The following is a 16,584-nucleotide window of genomic DNA, read 5'->3' as shown; positions in this document are numbered from 1 at the left end:
TTTTGGTTGATTACATAGGCGGCAATCTTGTCGCAATTCCCTCTTTTTTCTTTCCTTTTCTTACCCTAACTTCTGATTATTATCATGACTAATTACACCAAGTTACCTGCTATCTTGTTACTGGCCGACGGTACCGTATTTTACGGAAGAGCAGCCGGAAAAATTGGCACTACAACTGGAGAAATCTGTTTCAATACAGGTATGACAGGCTACCAGGAAATCTTTACGGATCCTTCCTATTTCGGGCAGATCATGGTTACCACAAATGCCCATATCGGAAACTACGGTATCCATAAAGATGAGATCGAGTCCGACAGCATTAAGATTGCCGGATTGGTTTGTAAGAATTTTAATATTGGCTACAGTCGCAAGGAAGCTTCAGAGTCTATCCAGGACTATTTCCAGAATGAAAATATCGTCGGCATCTCAGATATCGACACCCGTTTACTGGTAAGACATATCCGTGAGAAAGGTGCGATGAATGCGATCATTTCATCTGAAATTACCGACATTGAAGAACTGAAACTCAAGCTAGCCTCAGTGCCTGAAATGGATGGTTTGGAATTGTCTTCTCAGGTATCTACTAAAGAACCTTATTTCTACGGTTCTCCAGATGCGACCTATAAAGTTGCAGCCCTGGATTTCGGCATCAAAAAGAATACCCTTCGCAATTTTGACGAGAGAGACCTGTATGTACAGGTATTTCCTGCTAAAACTACATTTGAGGAAATGGAAGCCTGGGGTGCAGATGCTTATTTTATTTCTAATGGTCCTGGTGATCCATCGGCGATGCCTTATGCTATCGAGACTGTAAAGTCAATCCTGGCAACCGACAAACCATTGTTCGGTATTTGCTTAGGTCATCAGTTACTGGCACAAGCCAACGGCATCAATACTATGAAAATGTTTAACGGTCACCGCGGTTTAAATCACCCCGTAAAAAACATCATCAAAAATCACTGTGAAATTACTTCTCAGAATCACGGTTTCGGTGTTGTTCCTGACGAGGTAAGAAACTCTGATAAAGTTGAAATTACACATATCAATTTGAACGACCAGTCTATCGAAGGTATCCGTGTGAAAGGCAAGAAAGCCTTTTCTGTACAGTACCACCCGGAGTCTTCTCCAGGCCCGCATGATTCACGCTATTTGTTTGATGATTTCGTAAACCTGATCAAAGGAGAGCTGAGCTGGTAATATTTACCGGTGTAAACCATCATTTTACCGACATATTAGAAGCTTTAGAAAAATATCATTTCCTATTTTTCTAAAGCTTCTTACATTTATAACATGGATAGATCAAAAGCCATCATCAGCGTCAAAAATCTCGTAAAGACCTATGATGATTTTACCGCTGTAAAAGGCATCAGCTTTGATGTTTACGAGAATGAAATCTTTGGGTTACTTGGCCCTAATGGTGCTGGAAAAACCACTACACTTGAAATCATTGAAACCCTGCGGGCAAAGACATCGGGGGAAATTACTGTAGATGGATTTTCTGTAGATCACGACGCTGGGGCTATCAAGCAGATTATTGGTGTTCAGCTGCAGGCAGCTGGTTATTATCCAAACCTGAACCTTGTGGAACTGATGGAACTTTTTTCCGGATTATATGGGGTTGATATCAAGCCCATGGATATGCTGGAAAAAGTAAACCTGCAGGATAAAGCGAAAGCTAAATACAAAGCCCTTTCCGGAGGACAAAAACAACGCTTCTCAATTGCGACCACGTTAATCAACTCACCAAAGATTATCTTCCTGGACGAGCCTACTACAGGCCTGGATCCACAGGCAAGGCGTAACCTTTGGGATCTCATTTCCGAAATCCGCAGCAATGGCACTACCGTTGTTCTTACCACCCATTATATGGACGAGGCTGAACAACTTTGTGACCGCGTTGCTTTTGTTGAGCGCGGAGAGATCATTGCCTTAGATACCCCCGACCAGTTAATCGACAATCTGATCAACAGCGGTTTTGAGCGTAAAAAAGAAGTCAAAAAAGCAAATCTGGAGGATGTATTCATCAACCTTACTGGCCAGGAATGGCGTGAGGGATAATTTAAGCGCCATGAACAAACCTTATAATAATACCAAAGCAACCCTGGCACTGGCCAAAGCCAGCTTCAGATCCATTATGCGCAGTCCTTCTGCAGTAGTCTTTACCCTGGCCTTCCCACTCATTTTTATTCTTGTTTTCGGATTTCTTGGCGGTGGTGGTGTACGTGTAGATCTGGCTATAGCACCGGGCTCTGATGTAACAAACCCCGTAATTGGTGCGTTGGAAAAAGTGGCTGTCGTAAACCTGATCAAGGGTAAAGAACAGAAAGAGCTGCAAATCGGTTTGGAAAAGGGCAGCATTGACGCCGTAATAGATGTAAGAAAAAACCCCGCTGGAATTCCTGCTTACCGTGCAGACGTAAAGTATGCCGGTGCCTCCAGAGACAAGGCAAACATTCTAAAATCCATATTGAATAACGTTTTATACACCATCAATACCAAAGACGTTCAACCCAGTGTAGCACAACTAAATGAAAGCACCGTAACCGGCAGAGTTTACCGCACGATAGATTTTATTCTTCCCGGACAATTGGGGTTCTCATTGTTAAGCACAGGAGTATTCGGCACCGCTTTTGTATTCTTTAGCCTGCGTCAAACACTGGTTATCAAGCGGTTTTTTGCTACGCCTGTAAAACGATCCAGCATCGTTTTGGGCGAAGGAATTGCAAGGATTGGATTTGCGCTGATCGGAGCTTTATTCATTATTCTGATCGGACACTTCTTTTTTAGCTTCACGTTAATTCATGGCGCAGTTACGGTAATCAACATGTTACTTCTGGCAACTATCGGTGTCATCGTTTTTATGGGCTTTGGATTTGTGGTTTCCGGACTGGCAAAAAGCGAAAGTACTATTCCGCCAATCTCTAATATCATCACCCTTCCACAATTCCTGTTGTCAGGCACTTTTTTCTCCATTGAGGCATTCCCTAGCTGGCTGCAGCCAATCAGCAGAGCACTTCCATTAACTTACCTGAATGACGCAATGAGAAAGGTAGCATTTGAGGGTGCTGGTTTATGGGATGTTAAACAACAAATTCTGATTATGGTGATCTGGGGTTTTGGCATTTACGCAGTGGCCGTAAAAGTATTCAAATGGGAGTAATTTAGCGACTTAGCTAAAAAAAGTCATTATCAAACTTAATAGTTTAAAATTTGTTTTAACTTTGAAAATACGCTTAGTAATTGTAATCTTTACACTAAGTAACAATCAAACACAAAACAAAATAAAAATGAGTTTAATAATCGATGTTCATGCAAGGCAAATCCTGGATTCACGAGGAAATCCTACAGTTGAAGTAGAAGTAATAACAGAAAATGGTAACATGGGCCGTGCTGCCGTACCTTCAGGTGCAAGTACTGGTAAACATGAAGCTGTTGAACTCAGAGACGGAGACAAAAAAGTCTACATGGGCAAAGGTGTATTAAAAGCTGTTGAAAATGTAAACAAGAAAATTGCTAAAGAATTACAGGGTATTGATGTTTTCGAACAAAACCTGATCGATAAAGCAATGATCGATTTAGACGGTTCTGAGAATAAAGGTAATCTGGGTGCTAATGCAATCCTTGGTGTTTCACTGGCAGTGGCTAAAGCTGCAGCACAGGAAAGCAGACAACCTTTATACCGTTATATTGGTGGTGTAAATGCGAACACTTTACCTATTCCAATGATGAACATCCTGAATGGCGGTGCGCATGCTGATAACAAAATTGATTTTCAGGAATTCATGATCATGCCTTTAGGTGCTAAAAGTTTCTCTGAAGCTTTGCAAATGGGAACTGAAGTGTTCCATAACCTGAAGACTGTATTGAAGAAAAAAGGTTATTCTACTAACGTAGGTGACGAGGGTGGATTTGCTCCGAACATCGGTTCAAATGTTGAGGCTATCGAAACTGTATTGACAGCTATCGAAGCTTCAGGCTTTACTGCTGGTAAAGATATCTGGATCGCTATGGATGCTGCTGCTTCTGAAATGTACGACAGCAAAACTAAAACATATAACTTCCATAAATCATCTGGCGAGAAATTGAGCTCTGATGAAATGGTTAAATACTGGGTAGACTGGGCAAATAAATATCCTATTATCTCTATCGAAGATGGTTTAGATGAGGATGACTGGGATGCTTGGGAAGCTTTGACATTAGCTATCGGCAACAAAGTTCAGTTGGTTGGTGATGACTTGTTCGTTACTAACGTAAAACGTTTACAACAAGGTATCGATAAAAGCATCGCAAACTCTATCCTGGTTAAAGTAAACCAGATTGGATCACTTACTGAAACTATCAATGCGGTGAGCTTAGCACAAAACAGTGGCTATACTTCTGTGATGAGTCATAGAAGCGGTGAAACTGAAGACACAACGATTGCTGACCTTGCTGTAGCATTAAACTGCGGACAGATTAAAACAGGATCTGCTTCTCGTTCTGACAGGATAGCAAAATACAACCAGTTATTGCGTATCGAAGAAGAACTTGGATCTGCAGCTCGTTTTATCGGTAAAGATTTCAAATTCCTTAAAAAATAGTTCTGCTTTTTAAGCAGGAGCCCGGATCGGTAGTTTTCTTACTTAGCGTAAGCATACTATCTGATCCGGGCTTTTTTATGTTAATATGTTAACAAAGCAGATTTGTAAATCTGATAAATAAACCGAAGCTTAGTAGAAATATATATATTTGTTGCAATGAAGCGTTTATTAACACTTTTCCAGAATAAGTATTTTCTATCAGCAGTGGCATTTGTAGTTTGGATGCTGTTTTTTGATAAGAATGATATGCTTTCTCAATATGAATACCGCACTGAAGTTAATAAGTTGCAAGTGGAGAAAGACTTCTATGAAAAGGAAATTACGCATGTCAAGAAAGATTTGGACGAGTTGACAACAGATTTGAATACTGCAGAAAAATTTGCGCGTGAAAAGTATTTCATGAAAAAAGACAACGAAGATGTCTTCGTGATCGTTAAAGCTCCTGCAAAAGACTAATATCCAAATTTCGGAAGGCTTAGTTTATAGCGCACCACAATCACCCTCAAGGTAAATATAAAAGCAATTACAGCTACTTTGGCCAAATCTGATTTCATTTGGAAATGAACCAGAGAGAAATACAATATGCCTCCCATAATGCATGCCGTTGCATACACTTCTTTCCTAAAAATAAGCGGGATGGTGTTCAGCAACGTATCGCGGATAATTCCACCAAAACATCCTGTAATCGTACCCAGTGCCACGCAAATCCCTGGACTCAAACCGAAAACAATTCCTTTCTGTAACCCCAGCATAGTGAACAAACCTAGTCCGAGTGAATCAAACAGGAATAGTGTAACCTTAAACTTCTTAATATGTCTTTTAAAGAAGATAGTAGCAATAGAGGTCAGCAAGATCAGCAGGCAGTAATTAACGTCTCTCATCCAGGCTACAGGTGTATCTCCAAGCAAAAGATCCCGCACAGTTCCGCCACCGATAGACGTGACGAAGGCAATGATGAGTACTCCAAAAGGATCAAGCCTTTTTTGCATAGCTGCAAAAGACCCAGATATCGCGAATGATATTGTACCCAGGATCTCGATGGCTTCAGAGGTTCCGATTGTCATAACTTGCATTTAAAGTACCCCATTTCTCTTTCTGATAAACCATTCTACAGTCAGCAACATCAATATCAACAGAAAAATCCACTTAAAGTTAATGAGTTCTTCATATTTTCGGTCTTCTAAACTAAGCGTTTTAACCTGGTCGTTAACCTTAATCAACTGAACAATTTCCATCACCTGCGCCGGCATCACCATTTTACCATTCGTTTGCGCAGACATCGTATAGAGCAGCTGATGGTCTGCAACGGTTTGCTGGAATTCTGCCGTTAAAGGATTGACGAAAAATGCACCGTTCGCAGTAAATTTCTGTTTTCCAAGCGTTGTGGTGCCTTGATAGGTGTAACTTCCAGGAGGTAATAGCCCGGCATCGAGTTGATAAACCGAAGCCTGCCTGGCAAATACAAAGTTAAAGACTTTACCTTGCTCATCTTTAAGCTGTAAACTTACATCAGGTGTATTAATTGGTTGGTAGGCATCATTATAGAGTAGGGCATTGAGCTGAATCCGTTCGTTTTCGTCAAAATCTGTCTTATCTGTATATACCCTGAATTTCCGTTTGTCGGCTTTCGCAGATAGATACTGCATCGTTTGCGCTATAAGTTCATTAAAAGCCAGTGGCTCCTTACCTGCTTTAGTTTCTTCAAGTCTCCAGCGCCATAAGCCCTCCCCTATCAGAAAACCGGCTTTTTCAGTCCCTTGTTCAATAAAAAACAATTGTGGATCTGCTTGTCGTTCTTTTCGCTGTGTTAACAGTATTTTAGCATCCCCATTTATGGTGGTTTTTAGTCCGGGTACCAATAGCGGCTCGAAGAGACCTATCTGCTTCTGAGCGTAATCTGTCAGCTGAAACAAGCTAAAATCACCGCTCAGCTTGCTATAAGATTCTTCAAGTGCATTATTCAACAAGCTCACTCTGACCTGAGCCTGAACCCTGTTAAATTCGTTCAGATCGGTCTGCGCGCCCAGGATGTAAAATACAGAAGCTTTGACTTGTTTAAGCCTGGCATCAAATGCTGCAGTGTTTAAACTAGATGAAGGCAGCTGGTATAATATGATCAGACCATAATCGGTAAGGTTCAGCTTATTTAACTCCTCTGCCAAAGCAACTTTCACCTCCAGATGTTTATTGAGCTCTATGGCTTGTTTGAGCGCAGAGATATCCGGATGTGGTCCTGCGGCAGCTATGAGCACCTTCTGCCTGTCGTCAATCACGTCGACTAATATCTTTTGCTCATTGTTTTTAAGGGTGATTTCGTTTTTAAGCTCAGACAGCCTGATTGTATATTGCTGTAAACCTGGCTTTGCCGCATGAAGTTTGAGGGAGATCGTTTTATCAAATTCGTCCAGATTAATGTTTACTGCTTGACGCGCAACAAGGTTAGCACCTTGAAATACTGAAAGCAATGCTGTTTCTCCCTTTGCACGGTAGGCTTGTACCTCTACTTCTAGCGGAAAATCGTTGTCCAGGTATACGAGTTGGTTATAATTCAGGTTGGCGATCAGCAAATCCTTTTGAGGTATGGTATCACCCATGGCAACGGTGTACACCGGGGCACTAAGTGTATTTAACATGCTGATTGGATTTCCACCGCTATTGAACAATCCATCTGTTGCAACAATAACTGCCCCGAGGTTTCTGTTCTGAAACTCTTCATTAAGTTGGCTTACCAGTTGTGCTGCGTTTGTAAGTTTACCAAGATTTTTAAAGTCAAACCCTGGTTTGACACTGTCGCTAAAATGATAAGTTTTAACGTCATAATCTTTTTCGAGCGCCGCCTTGAGCTGTTTCATATGTTCAACATACAGATCGCGGTTGAAACCCGAAGGTTCATGATCTATGGATAAGGAATTATCCTGAGCAATGACGACAATTGGCTTTTCCAGCGTATAGGCGATATGTTGAAACAGAGGCGCAACTATTAGCCAGGCCAAGGCTGCTATAACGGTGGCACGCAACACGGCCAGGCCAACTGCCCATTTACCCTTCAATATCCCGCTATTGCGATAAAGCACCCAGGCAAATAACGCACCAAGCAACAGACAGCCCACAAGGCATAGAAAAAAATAGGCACTCAGGTTATTACTCATAGGCTTGAAGTAAAGATGCTAAAATTTTGAAAAATTGCGCGTAACTTGTTCTCACAAATTTCAGTCGGCTATCGTCACCACTCCGGTCTGAATAGGGAAATAGCTATGCATAAATTACTGGTTCTGATAACGGCATTTCTTTTTACTACTATGGCACATGCGCAAAGCAGTTTTAAAACTGATCAATTGGCATTTGAGCGCGTTAAAACGGCGTATGCAGACCAATGGGAAAATATCGACAAACAATTAATTGCGGCGGGAATGCATGCACCTTTTCAAATTTATCTGGCAGCCTTCAAGAAAGAAAAGCAACTGGAACTTTGGATAAAGGGTGCGGGAGCATTGGAGTATCGTTTATTCCGGACATATGCGTTCTGTGCCAGTTCAGGCATTTTGGGGCCGAAGTTAAAGGAAGGTGACAAGCAGACCCCCGAAGGATTCTATCACATCAATGTCTTTAATCCTGAAAGTAAGTTTTTCCTTTCACTGGGTATTAATTATCCAAACAGTGTAGACTTGTTTAGAAGTGGTAACGAAAATCCCGGGGGAGATATTTATATCCATGGAAAATGTGAAACGGTAGGCTGCATTCCACTTACCGATGAGAAGATCAAAGAAGTGTACGCACTGGCTGTGGAAGCAAAAGCAGCAGGTCAGGATGCAATACCAGTGCATATCTTCCCTTTCAGGATGTCTGACCAGAACCTGAATGCAGAAGTAAAGTTTTGCCCTGAGCAAAAACAATTCTGGCAGAACCTACAGTCCGTATATACCTGGTTCAGCAAAAAAAAGAACCTTCCAGTTATCCTGGAAGGTTCGGGAAAGTATCAAATTCAGTAATGTTATAGCATACCGCCACACACAGACAGTACTTGTCCGGTCACATACGCACTCATATCAGAAGCGAGGAACACACAAACGTTCGCAACATCCTCCGCTTCTCCTGCACGCTTAAGCGGGATATCCTGAGTCCAGCCTTCTACAACTTTAGGATCCAGTACATCCGTCATTTCCGTCCGGATAAATCCTGGAGCAACAACATTCGACCTGATGTTCCTTGATCCCAGTTCTTTAGCAACCGACTTAGAGAACCCAATAATTCCTGCTTTTGAAGCAGCATAGTTTGCCTGACCAGCATTACCTTGCACACCTACTACAGAACTCATGTTGATAAATACACCTTTACGCGCTTTCATCATGATCTTCGAAGCAGCCTTTGTAACGTTAAATACAGACTTCAGGTTGACGTTGATTACATCGTCCCAATTCTCTTCGCTCATGCGCATCAGCAATCCGTCTTTCGTAATTCCTGCATTATTGACAACAACGTCTAGCGCCCCGAAATCTGCAACAATTGAAGTAATCAGTTGTTCTGCCTCAGCAAATTTAGACGCATCAGAGCGGTAACCTTTAACTTGTGTTCCAAATGCCTGGAGCTCCTGCTCCAGTGCCTCTCCTTTTTCTACTGACGACAAATAGGTAAATGCAACATTTGCACCCTGTTTAGCAAATTCTTCCGCTATCTTGCGGCCTATTCCTTTGGAAGCACCCGTAATCAGTGCTGTTTTTCCGGCTAATAATTTCATTATATCTGGTTAAATTATTTCTATTGTATTTATTGTATAGCGGGTTCTTGCTGACTCAGGCAGTGGAAACTTCCAAGTCCCCAGATGATATCTGTTGAATCAATTCCGATAACCGCCCTGTCAGGAAATGCCTGCTGGATAATCTCTAAGGCTATGCTATCATTCACATCTCTGAATGTAGGCACTACAACCACCTTATTGGCGATATAAAAATTAGCATACGATGCCGGCAGCCTGGTATCCTCATGAATTACCGGAGAAGGCATAGGCAGTTTAATAATATTCAGTGCTTCTCCATTTGGCAAACGCATCTCCTTTAAGGCATTCAGATTTTCCTGAAGCAGGATATAGTTTTCGTCGAGCGGATTGCTCTCAACAACTGTAAGCACGGTATTTTCGTTAACAAAACGGGTAATATCATCGATATGGCCATCGGTATCGTCTCCAACAATGCCATCTCCTAACCAAAGTACCTGCTCTGCGCCATAATACTCCAGCAAGTACTGCTCAATCTCTGATTTGGAAAGATGTGGGTTTCTGTTTTCATTGAGCAAACAGGCAGTGGTCGTCAGTATTGTACCTGCACCGTTAAATTCTACCGAACCGCCTTCCATCACAATATCAGGAGTGTATAATTGCAGGTTAAAATGACTGGCTATTTTTGTTGGCACTACATCATCCAGATCAAAAGGCGGATATTTACCACCCCAGGCATTATAACCCCAATCAACAACTGCTTTATCTTTGCCATCTGCACTTAGTAAAAATGCAGGCCCATGATCCCTGCACCAGGCATCATTTGTAGCATTAAAATAAAACTCAATATTAGAGAGATCGGCACCAACCTTTTCCAATTCCGAAACGGCAAATGCACGGGTTTCCTCGTTGTTAATGTTAATCCTAACTTTCTCCCCTTCGGCTACAGCTTTAATAAACTGGCAATAGGGAGTATATATTGTTTCCAGTTTTCCCGGCCACGATGCTTCTTTGTGCGGCCAGCTCAACCATGTTGCCTCATGCTGTGCCCATTCTGGTGGAAAAGCATAGCCGGATCTTTTCGGGCTGTCGTTAAATAGATTCATCATCTATATATCTTTTAGTGATCTGAGCATAACTGTCGATACGTCTATCGCGCAGGAAAGGCCAATGCGTACGATAACTGTCAGATTTTGCCAGATCAAGTTCTACAACTTTGAGTTCCTCTTCATGATGTGACGCCTGATAAAGCAGCGATCCGAATGGATTGGACACAAAAGATCCGCCCCAGAATTCCACACCCGCCTCTTCTCCTACACGGTTAATACTCACCACTGGCACACCATTGGCAATAGCGTGCGAGCGCTGTATAGTTTGCCAGGCGTTATATTGTTCTTTATTGGTTCCTTCGTCCTGGGTGGTAGCCCAACCTATTGCTGTTGGATAAACCAGGAAATCAGCGCCCATTAACGCAGTAAGTCTTGCCGCTTCAGGATACCATTGATCCCAGCAAATCAGTACGCCAATTTTAGCATATTTTGTTTTGAACACTTTATAGCCCAAATCTCCGGGTGTAAAGTAAAATTTCTCATAAAAACCTGGATCATCAGGAATGTGCATCTTACGGTATTTACCAAGGTACGATCCGTCGGCATCCAGCACGGCAGTTGTATTGTGATACAAACCCTCGGCTCGTTTCTCAAAGAGAGAAGCGACAATAACGACATTAAGTTCTGCTGCTACTGCCGATAAAGCATCGGTTGAAGGACCGGGAATTGCTTCTGCAAGCTTAAAATTCTCGTAGTTTTCTTCATCACAAAAATAAAGAGAGGTAAACAATTCCTGAAGACACACCACTTGAGCACCCTGGGCTGCAATTTCCCGGATCTTTCCAATGGCTTTGTCCAGATTTTCCTGTTTATTGTTTGTACAGCTCATCTGTACCAATCCTACTTGTACTTTAGTCATCCAATAAAATTTTGAGTTACAAAGTTAACAGAAAAAAATATCTGTACCTGCTTTTTAGTTAAATCGATGTGCTTGCCAGCTGATCCTGGTATTCGTGCTGTAGTTCGAATAGACATTTGGCACACAAACAGCCATCGTAAAGTTCACTGATGTATTGCACTTCGTTAATACTTAGCTGCACAACACTACATTGGCACTTGGTATAGGCATTGGCCTTACATTCTATGCGTGTGTTGCAGCGCTCACAAGGTATAACTTCGTGTTTAGTCATTTCTACAAAGATACGTCATGTATAATTAACGAATAATATCGGTCAATAAATATGACAAAAGGGTACCAATAACAAAAAAGCCGTCTCATATTTGCTATGAGACGGCTGTATCTTTTAGGTGGAGCGGTTTATTAGCCAGAACAGCTAATGCAACCTTCTTCCATGCTGCATACCGGACCTTCTACAATTTCCTCTGCACTCTGCTCAATATGTGCCGGGATAACTGGCTCCATATTTTTACCTGCCTGATTCTCTACTGTAAATTTAACAGCCTGAGAAGCGGCTTGTGTACGCAGGTAATACATACCGGTTTTTAAACCTTTTTTCCATGCATAGAAATGCATTGATGTTAGTTTAGAAGTATTAGGCGCGTTGATAAACAGGTTGAGCGACTGCGATTGGCAGATATAGGCACCCCTATCCGCTGCCATATCAATGATGCTGCGCATTTTAATTTCCCACACTGTTTTGTATAATTCTTTGATGAAATCCGGGATCTCAGCAATATCCTGAACAGATCCGTTGGCCAGAATAATTCTGTCTTTCATAGCCGGAGTCCATAGACCCAAGGCAACAAGATCTTTCAACAGATGTTTGTTAACAACTACAAACTCACCACTTAATACCCTTCTTGTATAGATATTAGAAGTATATGGCTCAAAGCATTCATTATTACCAAGAATCTGCGACGTAGAAGCCGTAGGCATAGGCGCAACCAATAAAGAGTTACGTACGCCATCTTTGACTACTTTTGCACGTAAAGTTTCCCAATCCCAACGGTTGCTTGACGGTGTAACATTCCACAGGTCAAACTGGAATTTACCTTCAGAAAGTGGCGAACCTTTAAAAGTTTCGTAAGCCCCATCCTTAACTGCTAAATCGTGTGAAGCAGTCATTGCAGCAAAGTAGATCGTTTCAAAAATCTCTTTGTTCAACTCTTTTGCACCTTCACTTTCAAAAGGAAGACGCATCAGTATGAAGGCATCAGCCAACCCTTGTACACCCAATCCTACTGGTCTGTGACGCATGTTTGAATACCTTGCTTCTTCAATAGGATAATAGTTATAATCAATTACCTTATTCAGATTTAAGGTAGCCTGATACGTTACCTCATATAATTTCTGGTGATCAAATTCTCCGTTAACAACAAACCTTGGAAGAGCCAGTGAAGCTAAGTTACATACAGCCACCTCATCCTTAGATGAATACTCCATGATCTCAGTACATAGGTTAGAGCTTTTAATTGTGCCTAAGTTTTGTTGGTTTGACTTACCGTTTGCTGCATCTTTATATAACAAATAAGGCGTTCCTGTTTCGATTTGTGAATCCAGAATGGCAAACCATAACTCCTGAGCTTTGATGGTTTTACGCGCGCGGCCTTCTTTTTCGTAACGCTCATATAGGGCATTGAATTCAGGTCCCCAGCAATCAGCTAGTCCAGGTGCTTCATCAGGACTGAACAAACTCCAATCACCGTTATCTTCTACACGTTGCATAAACAGATCGCAGATCCATAAAGCATAGAACAAATCACGTGCACGCATTTCTTCCTTACCGTGATTCTTGCGCAAATCAAGGAAAGCAAATACATCAGCATGCCAAGGCTCCAGATAGATAGCAAAAGCACCTTTACGTTTACCTCCACCCTGATCGACATAACGGGCAGTATCGTTAAACACTTTTAGCATTGGCACTATCCCGTTACTGGTACCATTTGTACCACTAATATAAGCACCTGTAGCTCTTACATTGTGAATACTCAATCCGATGCCACCAGCACTTTGTGAGATTTTAGCAGTTTGCTTCAACGTATCATAAATACCTTCGATACTATCATCCTGCATAGTCAGCAGGAAGCATGACGACATTTGTGGTTTTGGGGTACCAGCGTTAAATAACGTTGGTGTACCGTGTGTAAACCAACGCTCGCTCATCAGGTTATAAGAAGCAATTACACTATCAATATCATTTTTGTGGATCCCAACGGCAACACGCATGTATAAATGCTGTGGGCGTTCTACGATCTCACCGTTTACTTTTAACAAATAAGATTTTTCCAGTGTTTTGAAACCGAAATAGTCAAATCCAAAATCTCTGTCGTAAATAATTGTACTATCTAATAAATCAGCATGCTCTTCAATAACAGCCCAAACGTCTTCAGCGATCAATGATGCAGATTTTCCTGTTTTAGGATCAACATACAGATATAACTTCTCCATTGTTTTTGAAAAAGACTTTACTGTATTTTTATGGAGGTTGGACACCGCTATTCTGGAAGCCAGAAGTGCATAATCCGGATGTTTTGTTGTTAGAGATGCTGCCGTTTCTGCTGCAAGGCTATCCAGTTCAGAGGTAGTTACACCATCATACAAACCTTCGATCACCTTTTTAGCTACATCTATGGGATCAACCAATTCGGCGTTGAAGCCATAACATAATTTTTCGATCCTGGCAGTGATCTTATCAAACCGCACTGCTTCTTTGCGGCCGTCTCTTTTTTCTACAAACATATTTTTCAGGTATTTATGGATTCGCTGGTGGTTGGGTACACGTACCAGGTATCAGACGAACCGGTTAATAATTATTTTAATTGCGCTGTTTAAAGCTGGTTTAGAAGTCATCATCTAGTGAAAAAGCTGATGCTTTGTCCTCCGCAGAGGTCAACACACCACTTTTTTGATAGTCACCAACACGTTTTTCAAAGAAGTTGGTTTTTCCCTGCAGGGAGATCATTTCCATAAAATCGAACGGATTTGTCGCGTGATAGATCTTAGAATAACCTAGTTCATCCAACCATCTATCGGCTACAAATTCGATATACTGAGACATCAGTTTTGCATTCATACCGATTAATGCCACCGGCAATGCATCTGTAACAAATTCTTTCTCAATTTCTACAGCATCTCTAATGATCCCATGTACAGCTTCTTCACTTAATCTGTTTTTCAACATTTTATACAGCAGACAGGCGAATTCGCAATGCGAGCCTTCGTCTCTAGATATCAATTCATTGCTAAAGGTTAAACCGGGCATCAATCCACGTTTCTTTAACCAGAAAATAGAACAGAAACTGCCGCTAAAGAAAATCCCTTCTACCGCAGCAAAGGCAACCAATCTTTCGGCAAAGTTACCGTTATCAATCCAACGCAAAGCCCACTCTGCTTTTCTCTTTACGCAGGGTACTGTTTCTATCGCGTGGAATAGTCTGTCTTTTTCTTCAGGATCTTTGATATACGTATCGATCAAAAGCGCATAAGTTTCAGAATGGATATTTTCCATCATGATCTGGAAACCATAAAAACACCTGGCTTCAGGAAGCTGTACCTCACTCATGAAATTAACCGCAAGATTTTCATTTACGATACCATCACTTGCCGAAAAGAAAGCCAGAATATGAGAAATAAAATGTCTTTCTCCGCTATTCAGATTGTCCCAATGCTTCTGGTCGTCCGAAAGATCGATCTCTTCAGCGGTCCAGAAACTTGCTTCGCTTTTCTTATACATATCCCAGATTTCGGGATACTTAATAGGCAATAGAACAAAGCGGTCTTTATTTTCTCTAAGTAGTACTTCTTCTTCTTCTTGCATAGGGTGATTTTTATTTAAGGGTATTTATTTAACAGGGATTTTATTTACAAACTACAGCCGCCAAAAGATCAATACTTAATCTGAAAGATTAATGAGCTCAAAAACTCATCAGCATCCTAAATAATTAAATATTAAACCTTTAACTGAAAAAATGAGTGTGGTTTATTAAAGAACTTTATGTAAACAAATATAAAGTCTAAGGCATTTATTTGTCTCTATAAGTTGTTAACAACTGTGCATTTTTACTAACAAACAATTGCTAAAGTGACACATTCATTACGCTCAATATTTGGTATTCTATTAGCCGGATGACTGAAAAAGGCATAAATATACCGGCCTACTACTTATTGAACTGTGGATAAAAGAGTTGTCAATAAAAGCAGCAGACTATTCGAGATGGTAACTGATTTCTACTTTTTCCTGTCCCATTTTCCAGAAGCCAAGCTTCTTTGCGGCCTTTTCAGACAGGTCGATAATATATCTTTTGGAGTAAGGCCCCCGGTCGTTAACTACCACATCTACAGTCTTGCCGTTTGACAGATTTTTAACGGTAACCACAGTACCAAAAGGGAGGGAAAGATGAGCAGCAGTCAGCTTATGTCCGCGATATTTTTTGCCACTGGTTGTTCTCCTGCCTTCAAACTTCTTAGCATAATAAGTGGCTAGACCAGTTTTTGTACGCATGTTTTCTGTGTTGACAGAATCCTGTTGTGCATGCAGCGCCAGAGAGAATAAGAGGCTAAGTAACAGTAAACAATATTTCATAGTTATCTTTATTACGGCCTGCAAAGATAAGAAAACTAAGCTCTTATAAAACAAAAAACCACTATTCCTGGCCTTCAGCAGCTACTTCAGGATAGGAATAATGGCCTTGAAAGGCTATAAAAGCCTTATTTTTTCTTATCGGGAACGAAGTTCATCGATATTGAATTGACACAATTCCTCGTGTTTTTTGAAGTAAATCCTTCCCCCAGAAACACGTGCCCAAGGTGAGCACCACAATTAGCACACTCGATTTCAGTACGCGAACCATCGGCATCGGGAACTCTTTTCACAGCGCCGGGAATCTCATCATCAAAACTCGGCCATCCACATTCAGATTCAAATTTAGATTCTGAGCGATACAGCGCAGCATTGCATCTTTTACAGGTATAGGTACCCTTTTCAGTATTGTTAAGGAGCTTTCCTGATCCTGGACGCTCTGTACCCTTCCTAACAATCACATCCGCCTCTTCTTGAGTAAGCGTGTTCCATTTTGGGTTTTTAGTAGTGGTTTTAGTCTGGATTTCTTTTTCCTGTTTCTGCGCACAGGCAACAAGGTTGGTGAGGCACAACAGGCCTGCCAAGACAAAAGCTTTATGGACATTTAATTTCATACATCAATATACGGATTATTGGAGATCTACGGATTAGCGCCACCGTAATAATTACGTCATGTAAATTGGACAAAAAAAAACGGGACCTGT

The 16,584-nt window shown here is 41.3% G+C and carries 16 protein-coding genes; 6 read left to right on the top strand and 10 right to left on the bottom strand.

What is annotated here, in order from left to right; genetic code table 11:
• The first annotated feature begins 84 nt into the window (after positions 1–84).
• The 5 genes from carA to CLV32_RS14270 all read left to right on the top strand — a co-directional run bounded on the left by carA (position 85) and on the right by CLV32_RS14270 (position 5,036).
• The gene (gene carA, locus CLV32_RS14290) at positions 85–1,197 is read left to right on the top strand and encodes a glutamine-hydrolyzing carbamoyl-phosphate synthase small subunit (protein WP_133556657.1); all 1,113 of its coding nucleotides are present in this window, start codon (positions 85–87) and stop codon (positions 1,195–1,197) included.
• A 93-nt stretch (positions 1,198–1,290) separates the two neighbouring features.
• Complete coding sequence (locus CLV32_RS14285) at positions 1,291–2,058, top strand: ABC transporter ATP-binding protein (RefSeq protein WP_133556655.1); 768 nt, start codon at positions 1,291–1,293, stop codon at positions 2,056–2,058.
• Positions 2,015–3,160, top strand: coding sequence for an ABC transporter permease (locus CLV32_RS14280; protein WP_243732319.1), 1,146 nt, complete (start codon positions 2,015–2,017; stop codon positions 3,158–3,160). The genes CLV32_RS14285 and CLV32_RS14280 overlap by 44 nt, the downstream gene beginning before the upstream one ends.
• Positions 3,161–3,287: 127 nt before the next feature.
• Positions 3,288–4,580: a phosphopyruvate hydratase gene (gene eno, locus CLV32_RS14275; RefSeq protein WP_133556653.1), complete on the top strand. Its 1,293-nt coding sequence runs from the start codon at positions 3,288–3,290 to the stop codon at positions 4,578–4,580.
• A 156-nt stretch (positions 4,581–4,736) separates the two neighbouring features.
• Positions 4,737–5,036, top strand: a complete 300-nt coding sequence (locus tag CLV32_RS14270) for an FtsB family cell division protein (protein ID WP_133556651.1) — start codon at positions 4,737–4,739, stop codon at positions 5,034–5,036.
• Here the strand turns inward: CLV32_RS14270 and CLV32_RS14265 are convergent.
• Both CLV32_RS14265 and CLV32_RS14260 read right to left on the bottom strand, forming a co-directional pair.
• Entirely contained in the window at positions 5,033–5,644 is a 612-nt protein-coding gene (locus CLV32_RS14265; RefSeq protein ID WP_133556649.1) for a trimeric intracellular cation channel family protein, read from the bottom strand. The genes CLV32_RS14270 and CLV32_RS14265 overlap by 4 nt on opposite strands.
• Positions 5,645–5,653: 9 nt before the next feature.
• Positions 5,654–7,729, bottom strand: coding sequence for a hypothetical protein (locus CLV32_RS14260; RefSeq protein WP_133556648.1), 2,076 nt, complete (start codon positions 7,727–7,729; stop codon positions 5,654–5,656).
• A 105-nt stretch (positions 7,730–7,834) separates the two neighbouring features.
• Between CLV32_RS14260 and CLV32_RS14255 the strand changes: the two genes are divergently transcribed.
• Complete coding sequence (locus tag CLV32_RS14255; RefSeq protein ID WP_133556646.1) at positions 7,835–8,569, top strand: L,D-transpeptidase family protein; 735 nt, start codon at positions 7,835–7,837, stop codon at positions 8,567–8,569.
• 2 nt (positions 8,570–8,571) lie between these two features.
• Here the strand turns inward: CLV32_RS14255 and fabG are convergent, their stop codons facing one another.
• The 8 genes from fabG to CLV32_RS14215 all read right to left on the bottom strand — a co-directional run bounded on the left by fabG (position 8,572) and on the right by CLV32_RS14215 (position 16,494).
• Positions 8,572–9,315, bottom strand: coding sequence for a 3-oxoacyl-[acyl-carrier-protein] reductase (gene fabG, locus CLV32_RS14250; protein WP_133556644.1), 744 nt, complete (start codon positions 9,313–9,315; stop codon positions 8,572–8,574).
• Between the two features lie 29 nt (positions 9,316–9,344).
• Complete coding sequence (locus CLV32_RS14245) at positions 9,345–10,400, bottom strand: agmatine deiminase family protein (RefSeq protein WP_133556642.1); 1,056 nt, start codon at positions 10,398–10,400, stop codon at positions 9,345–9,347.
• The gene (locus CLV32_RS14240; RefSeq protein WP_133556640.1) at positions 10,384–11,259 is read right to left on the bottom strand and encodes a carbon-nitrogen hydrolase; all 876 of its coding nucleotides are present in this window, start codon (positions 11,257–11,259) and stop codon (positions 10,384–10,386) included. Before CLV32_RS14240 ends, CLV32_RS14245 begins: the two co-directional genes overlap by 17 nt.
• Before the next feature lie 58 nt (positions 11,260–11,317).
• A complete protein-coding gene (locus CLV32_RS14235; RefSeq protein WP_133556638.1) occupies positions 11,318–11,530 on the bottom strand; it encodes a cysteine-rich CWC family protein in 213 nt (70 codons plus the stop codon).
• A 131-nt stretch (positions 11,531–11,661) separates the two neighbouring features.
• Positions 11,662–14,040 (bottom strand): ribonucleoside-diphosphate reductase subunit alpha, encoded by a 2,379-nt coding sequence (locus tag CLV32_RS14230; RefSeq protein ID WP_133556636.1) that lies wholly within the window; start codon positions 14,038–14,040, stop codon positions 11,662–11,664.
• Positions 14,041–14,140: 100 nt separating this feature from the next.
• On the bottom strand, positions 14,141–15,118 hold the full coding sequence (locus CLV32_RS14225; RefSeq protein WP_133556634.1) for a ribonucleoside-diphosphate reductase small subunit: 978 nt from the start codon (positions 15,116–15,118) through the stop codon (positions 14,141–14,143).
• Positions 15,119–15,505: 387 nt separating this feature from the next.
• Entirely contained in the window at positions 15,506–15,883 is a 378-nt protein-coding gene (locus CLV32_RS14220) for a septal ring lytic transglycosylase RlpA family protein (protein WP_133556632.1), read from the bottom strand.
• 125 nt (positions 15,884–16,008) lie between these two features.
• Entirely contained in the window at positions 16,009–16,494 is a 486-nt protein-coding gene (locus tag CLV32_RS14215) for a methionine-R-sulfoxide reductase (RefSeq protein ID WP_133556630.1), read from the bottom strand.
• Positions 16,495–16,584 lie beyond the last annotated feature (90 nt).

The sequence above is a fragment of the Pedobacter duraquae genome, assembly GCF_004362245.1.
GTDB classification, from domain to species: Bacteria; Bacteroidota; Bacteroidia; order Sphingobacteriales; family Sphingobacteriaceae; genus Pedobacter; species Pedobacter duraquae.
This window is presented reverse-complemented; position numbering and strand designations above follow the sequence as displayed.

What these genes read in the sequence shown, in the direction of transcription:
- CLV32_RS14265 (WP_133556649.1), bottom strand. Translation starts at nt 5,644, where the DNA reads ATGACAATCGGAACCTCTGAAGCCATCGAGATCCTGGGTACAATATCA.
- CLV32_RS14215 (WP_133556630.1), bottom strand. Translation starts at nt 16,494, where the DNA reads ATGAAATTAAATGTCCATAAAGCTTTTGTCTTGGCAGGCCTGTTGTGC.
- CLV32_RS14270 (WP_133556651.1), top strand. Translation starts at nt 4,737, where the DNA reads ATGAAGCGTTTATTAACACTTTTCCAGAATAAGTATTTTCTATCAGCA.
- CLV32_RS14285 (WP_133556655.1), top strand. Translation starts at nt 1,291, where the DNA reads ATGGATAGATCAAAAGCCATCATCAGCGTCAAAAATCTCGTAAAGACC.
- fabG (WP_133556644.1), bottom strand. Translation starts at nt 9,315, where the DNA reads ATGAAATTATTAGCCGGAAAAACAGCACTGATTACGGGTGCTTCCAAA.
- CLV32_RS14280 (WP_243732319.1), top strand. Translation starts at nt 2,015, where the DNA reads ATGTATTCATCAACCTTACTGGCCAGGAATGGCGTGAGGGATAATTTA.
- CLV32_RS14245 (WP_133556642.1), bottom strand. Translation starts at nt 10,400, where the DNA reads ATGATGAATCTATTTAACGACAGCCCGAAAAGATCCGGCTATGCTTTT.
- eno (WP_133556653.1), top strand. Translation starts at nt 3,288, where the DNA reads ATGAGTTTAATAATCGATGTTCATGCAAGGCAAATCCTGGATTCACGA.
- CLV32_RS14230 (WP_133556636.1), bottom strand. Translation starts at nt 14,040, where the DNA reads ATGTTTGTAGAAAAAAGAGACGGCCGCAAAGAAGCAGTGCGGTTTGAT.
- CLV32_RS14260 (WP_133556648.1), bottom strand. Translation starts at nt 7,729, where the DNA reads ATGAGTAATAACCTGAGTGCCTATTTTTTTCTATGCCTTGTGGGCTGT.
- CLV32_RS14235 (WP_133556638.1), bottom strand. Translation starts at nt 11,530, where the DNA reads ATGACTAAACACGAAGTTATACCTTGTGAGCGCTGCAACACACGCATA.
- carA (WP_133556657.1), top strand. Translation starts at nt 85, where the DNA reads ATGACTAATTACACCAAGTTACCTGCTATCTTGTTACTGGCCGACGGT.
- CLV32_RS14240 (WP_133556640.1), bottom strand. Translation starts at nt 11,259, where the DNA reads ATGACTAAAGTACAAGTAGGATTGGTACAGATGAGCTGTACAAACAAT.
- CLV32_RS14225 (WP_133556634.1), bottom strand. Translation starts at nt 15,118, where the DNA reads ATGCAAGAAGAAGAAGAAGTACTACTTAGAGAAAATAAAGACCGCTTT.
- CLV32_RS14255 (WP_133556646.1), top strand. Translation starts at nt 7,835, where the DNA reads ATGCATAAATTACTGGTTCTGATAACGGCATTTCTTTTTACTACTATG.
- CLV32_RS14220 (WP_133556632.1), bottom strand. Translation starts at nt 15,883, where the DNA reads ATGAAATATTGTTTACTGTTACTTAGCCTCTTATTCTCTCTGGCGCTG.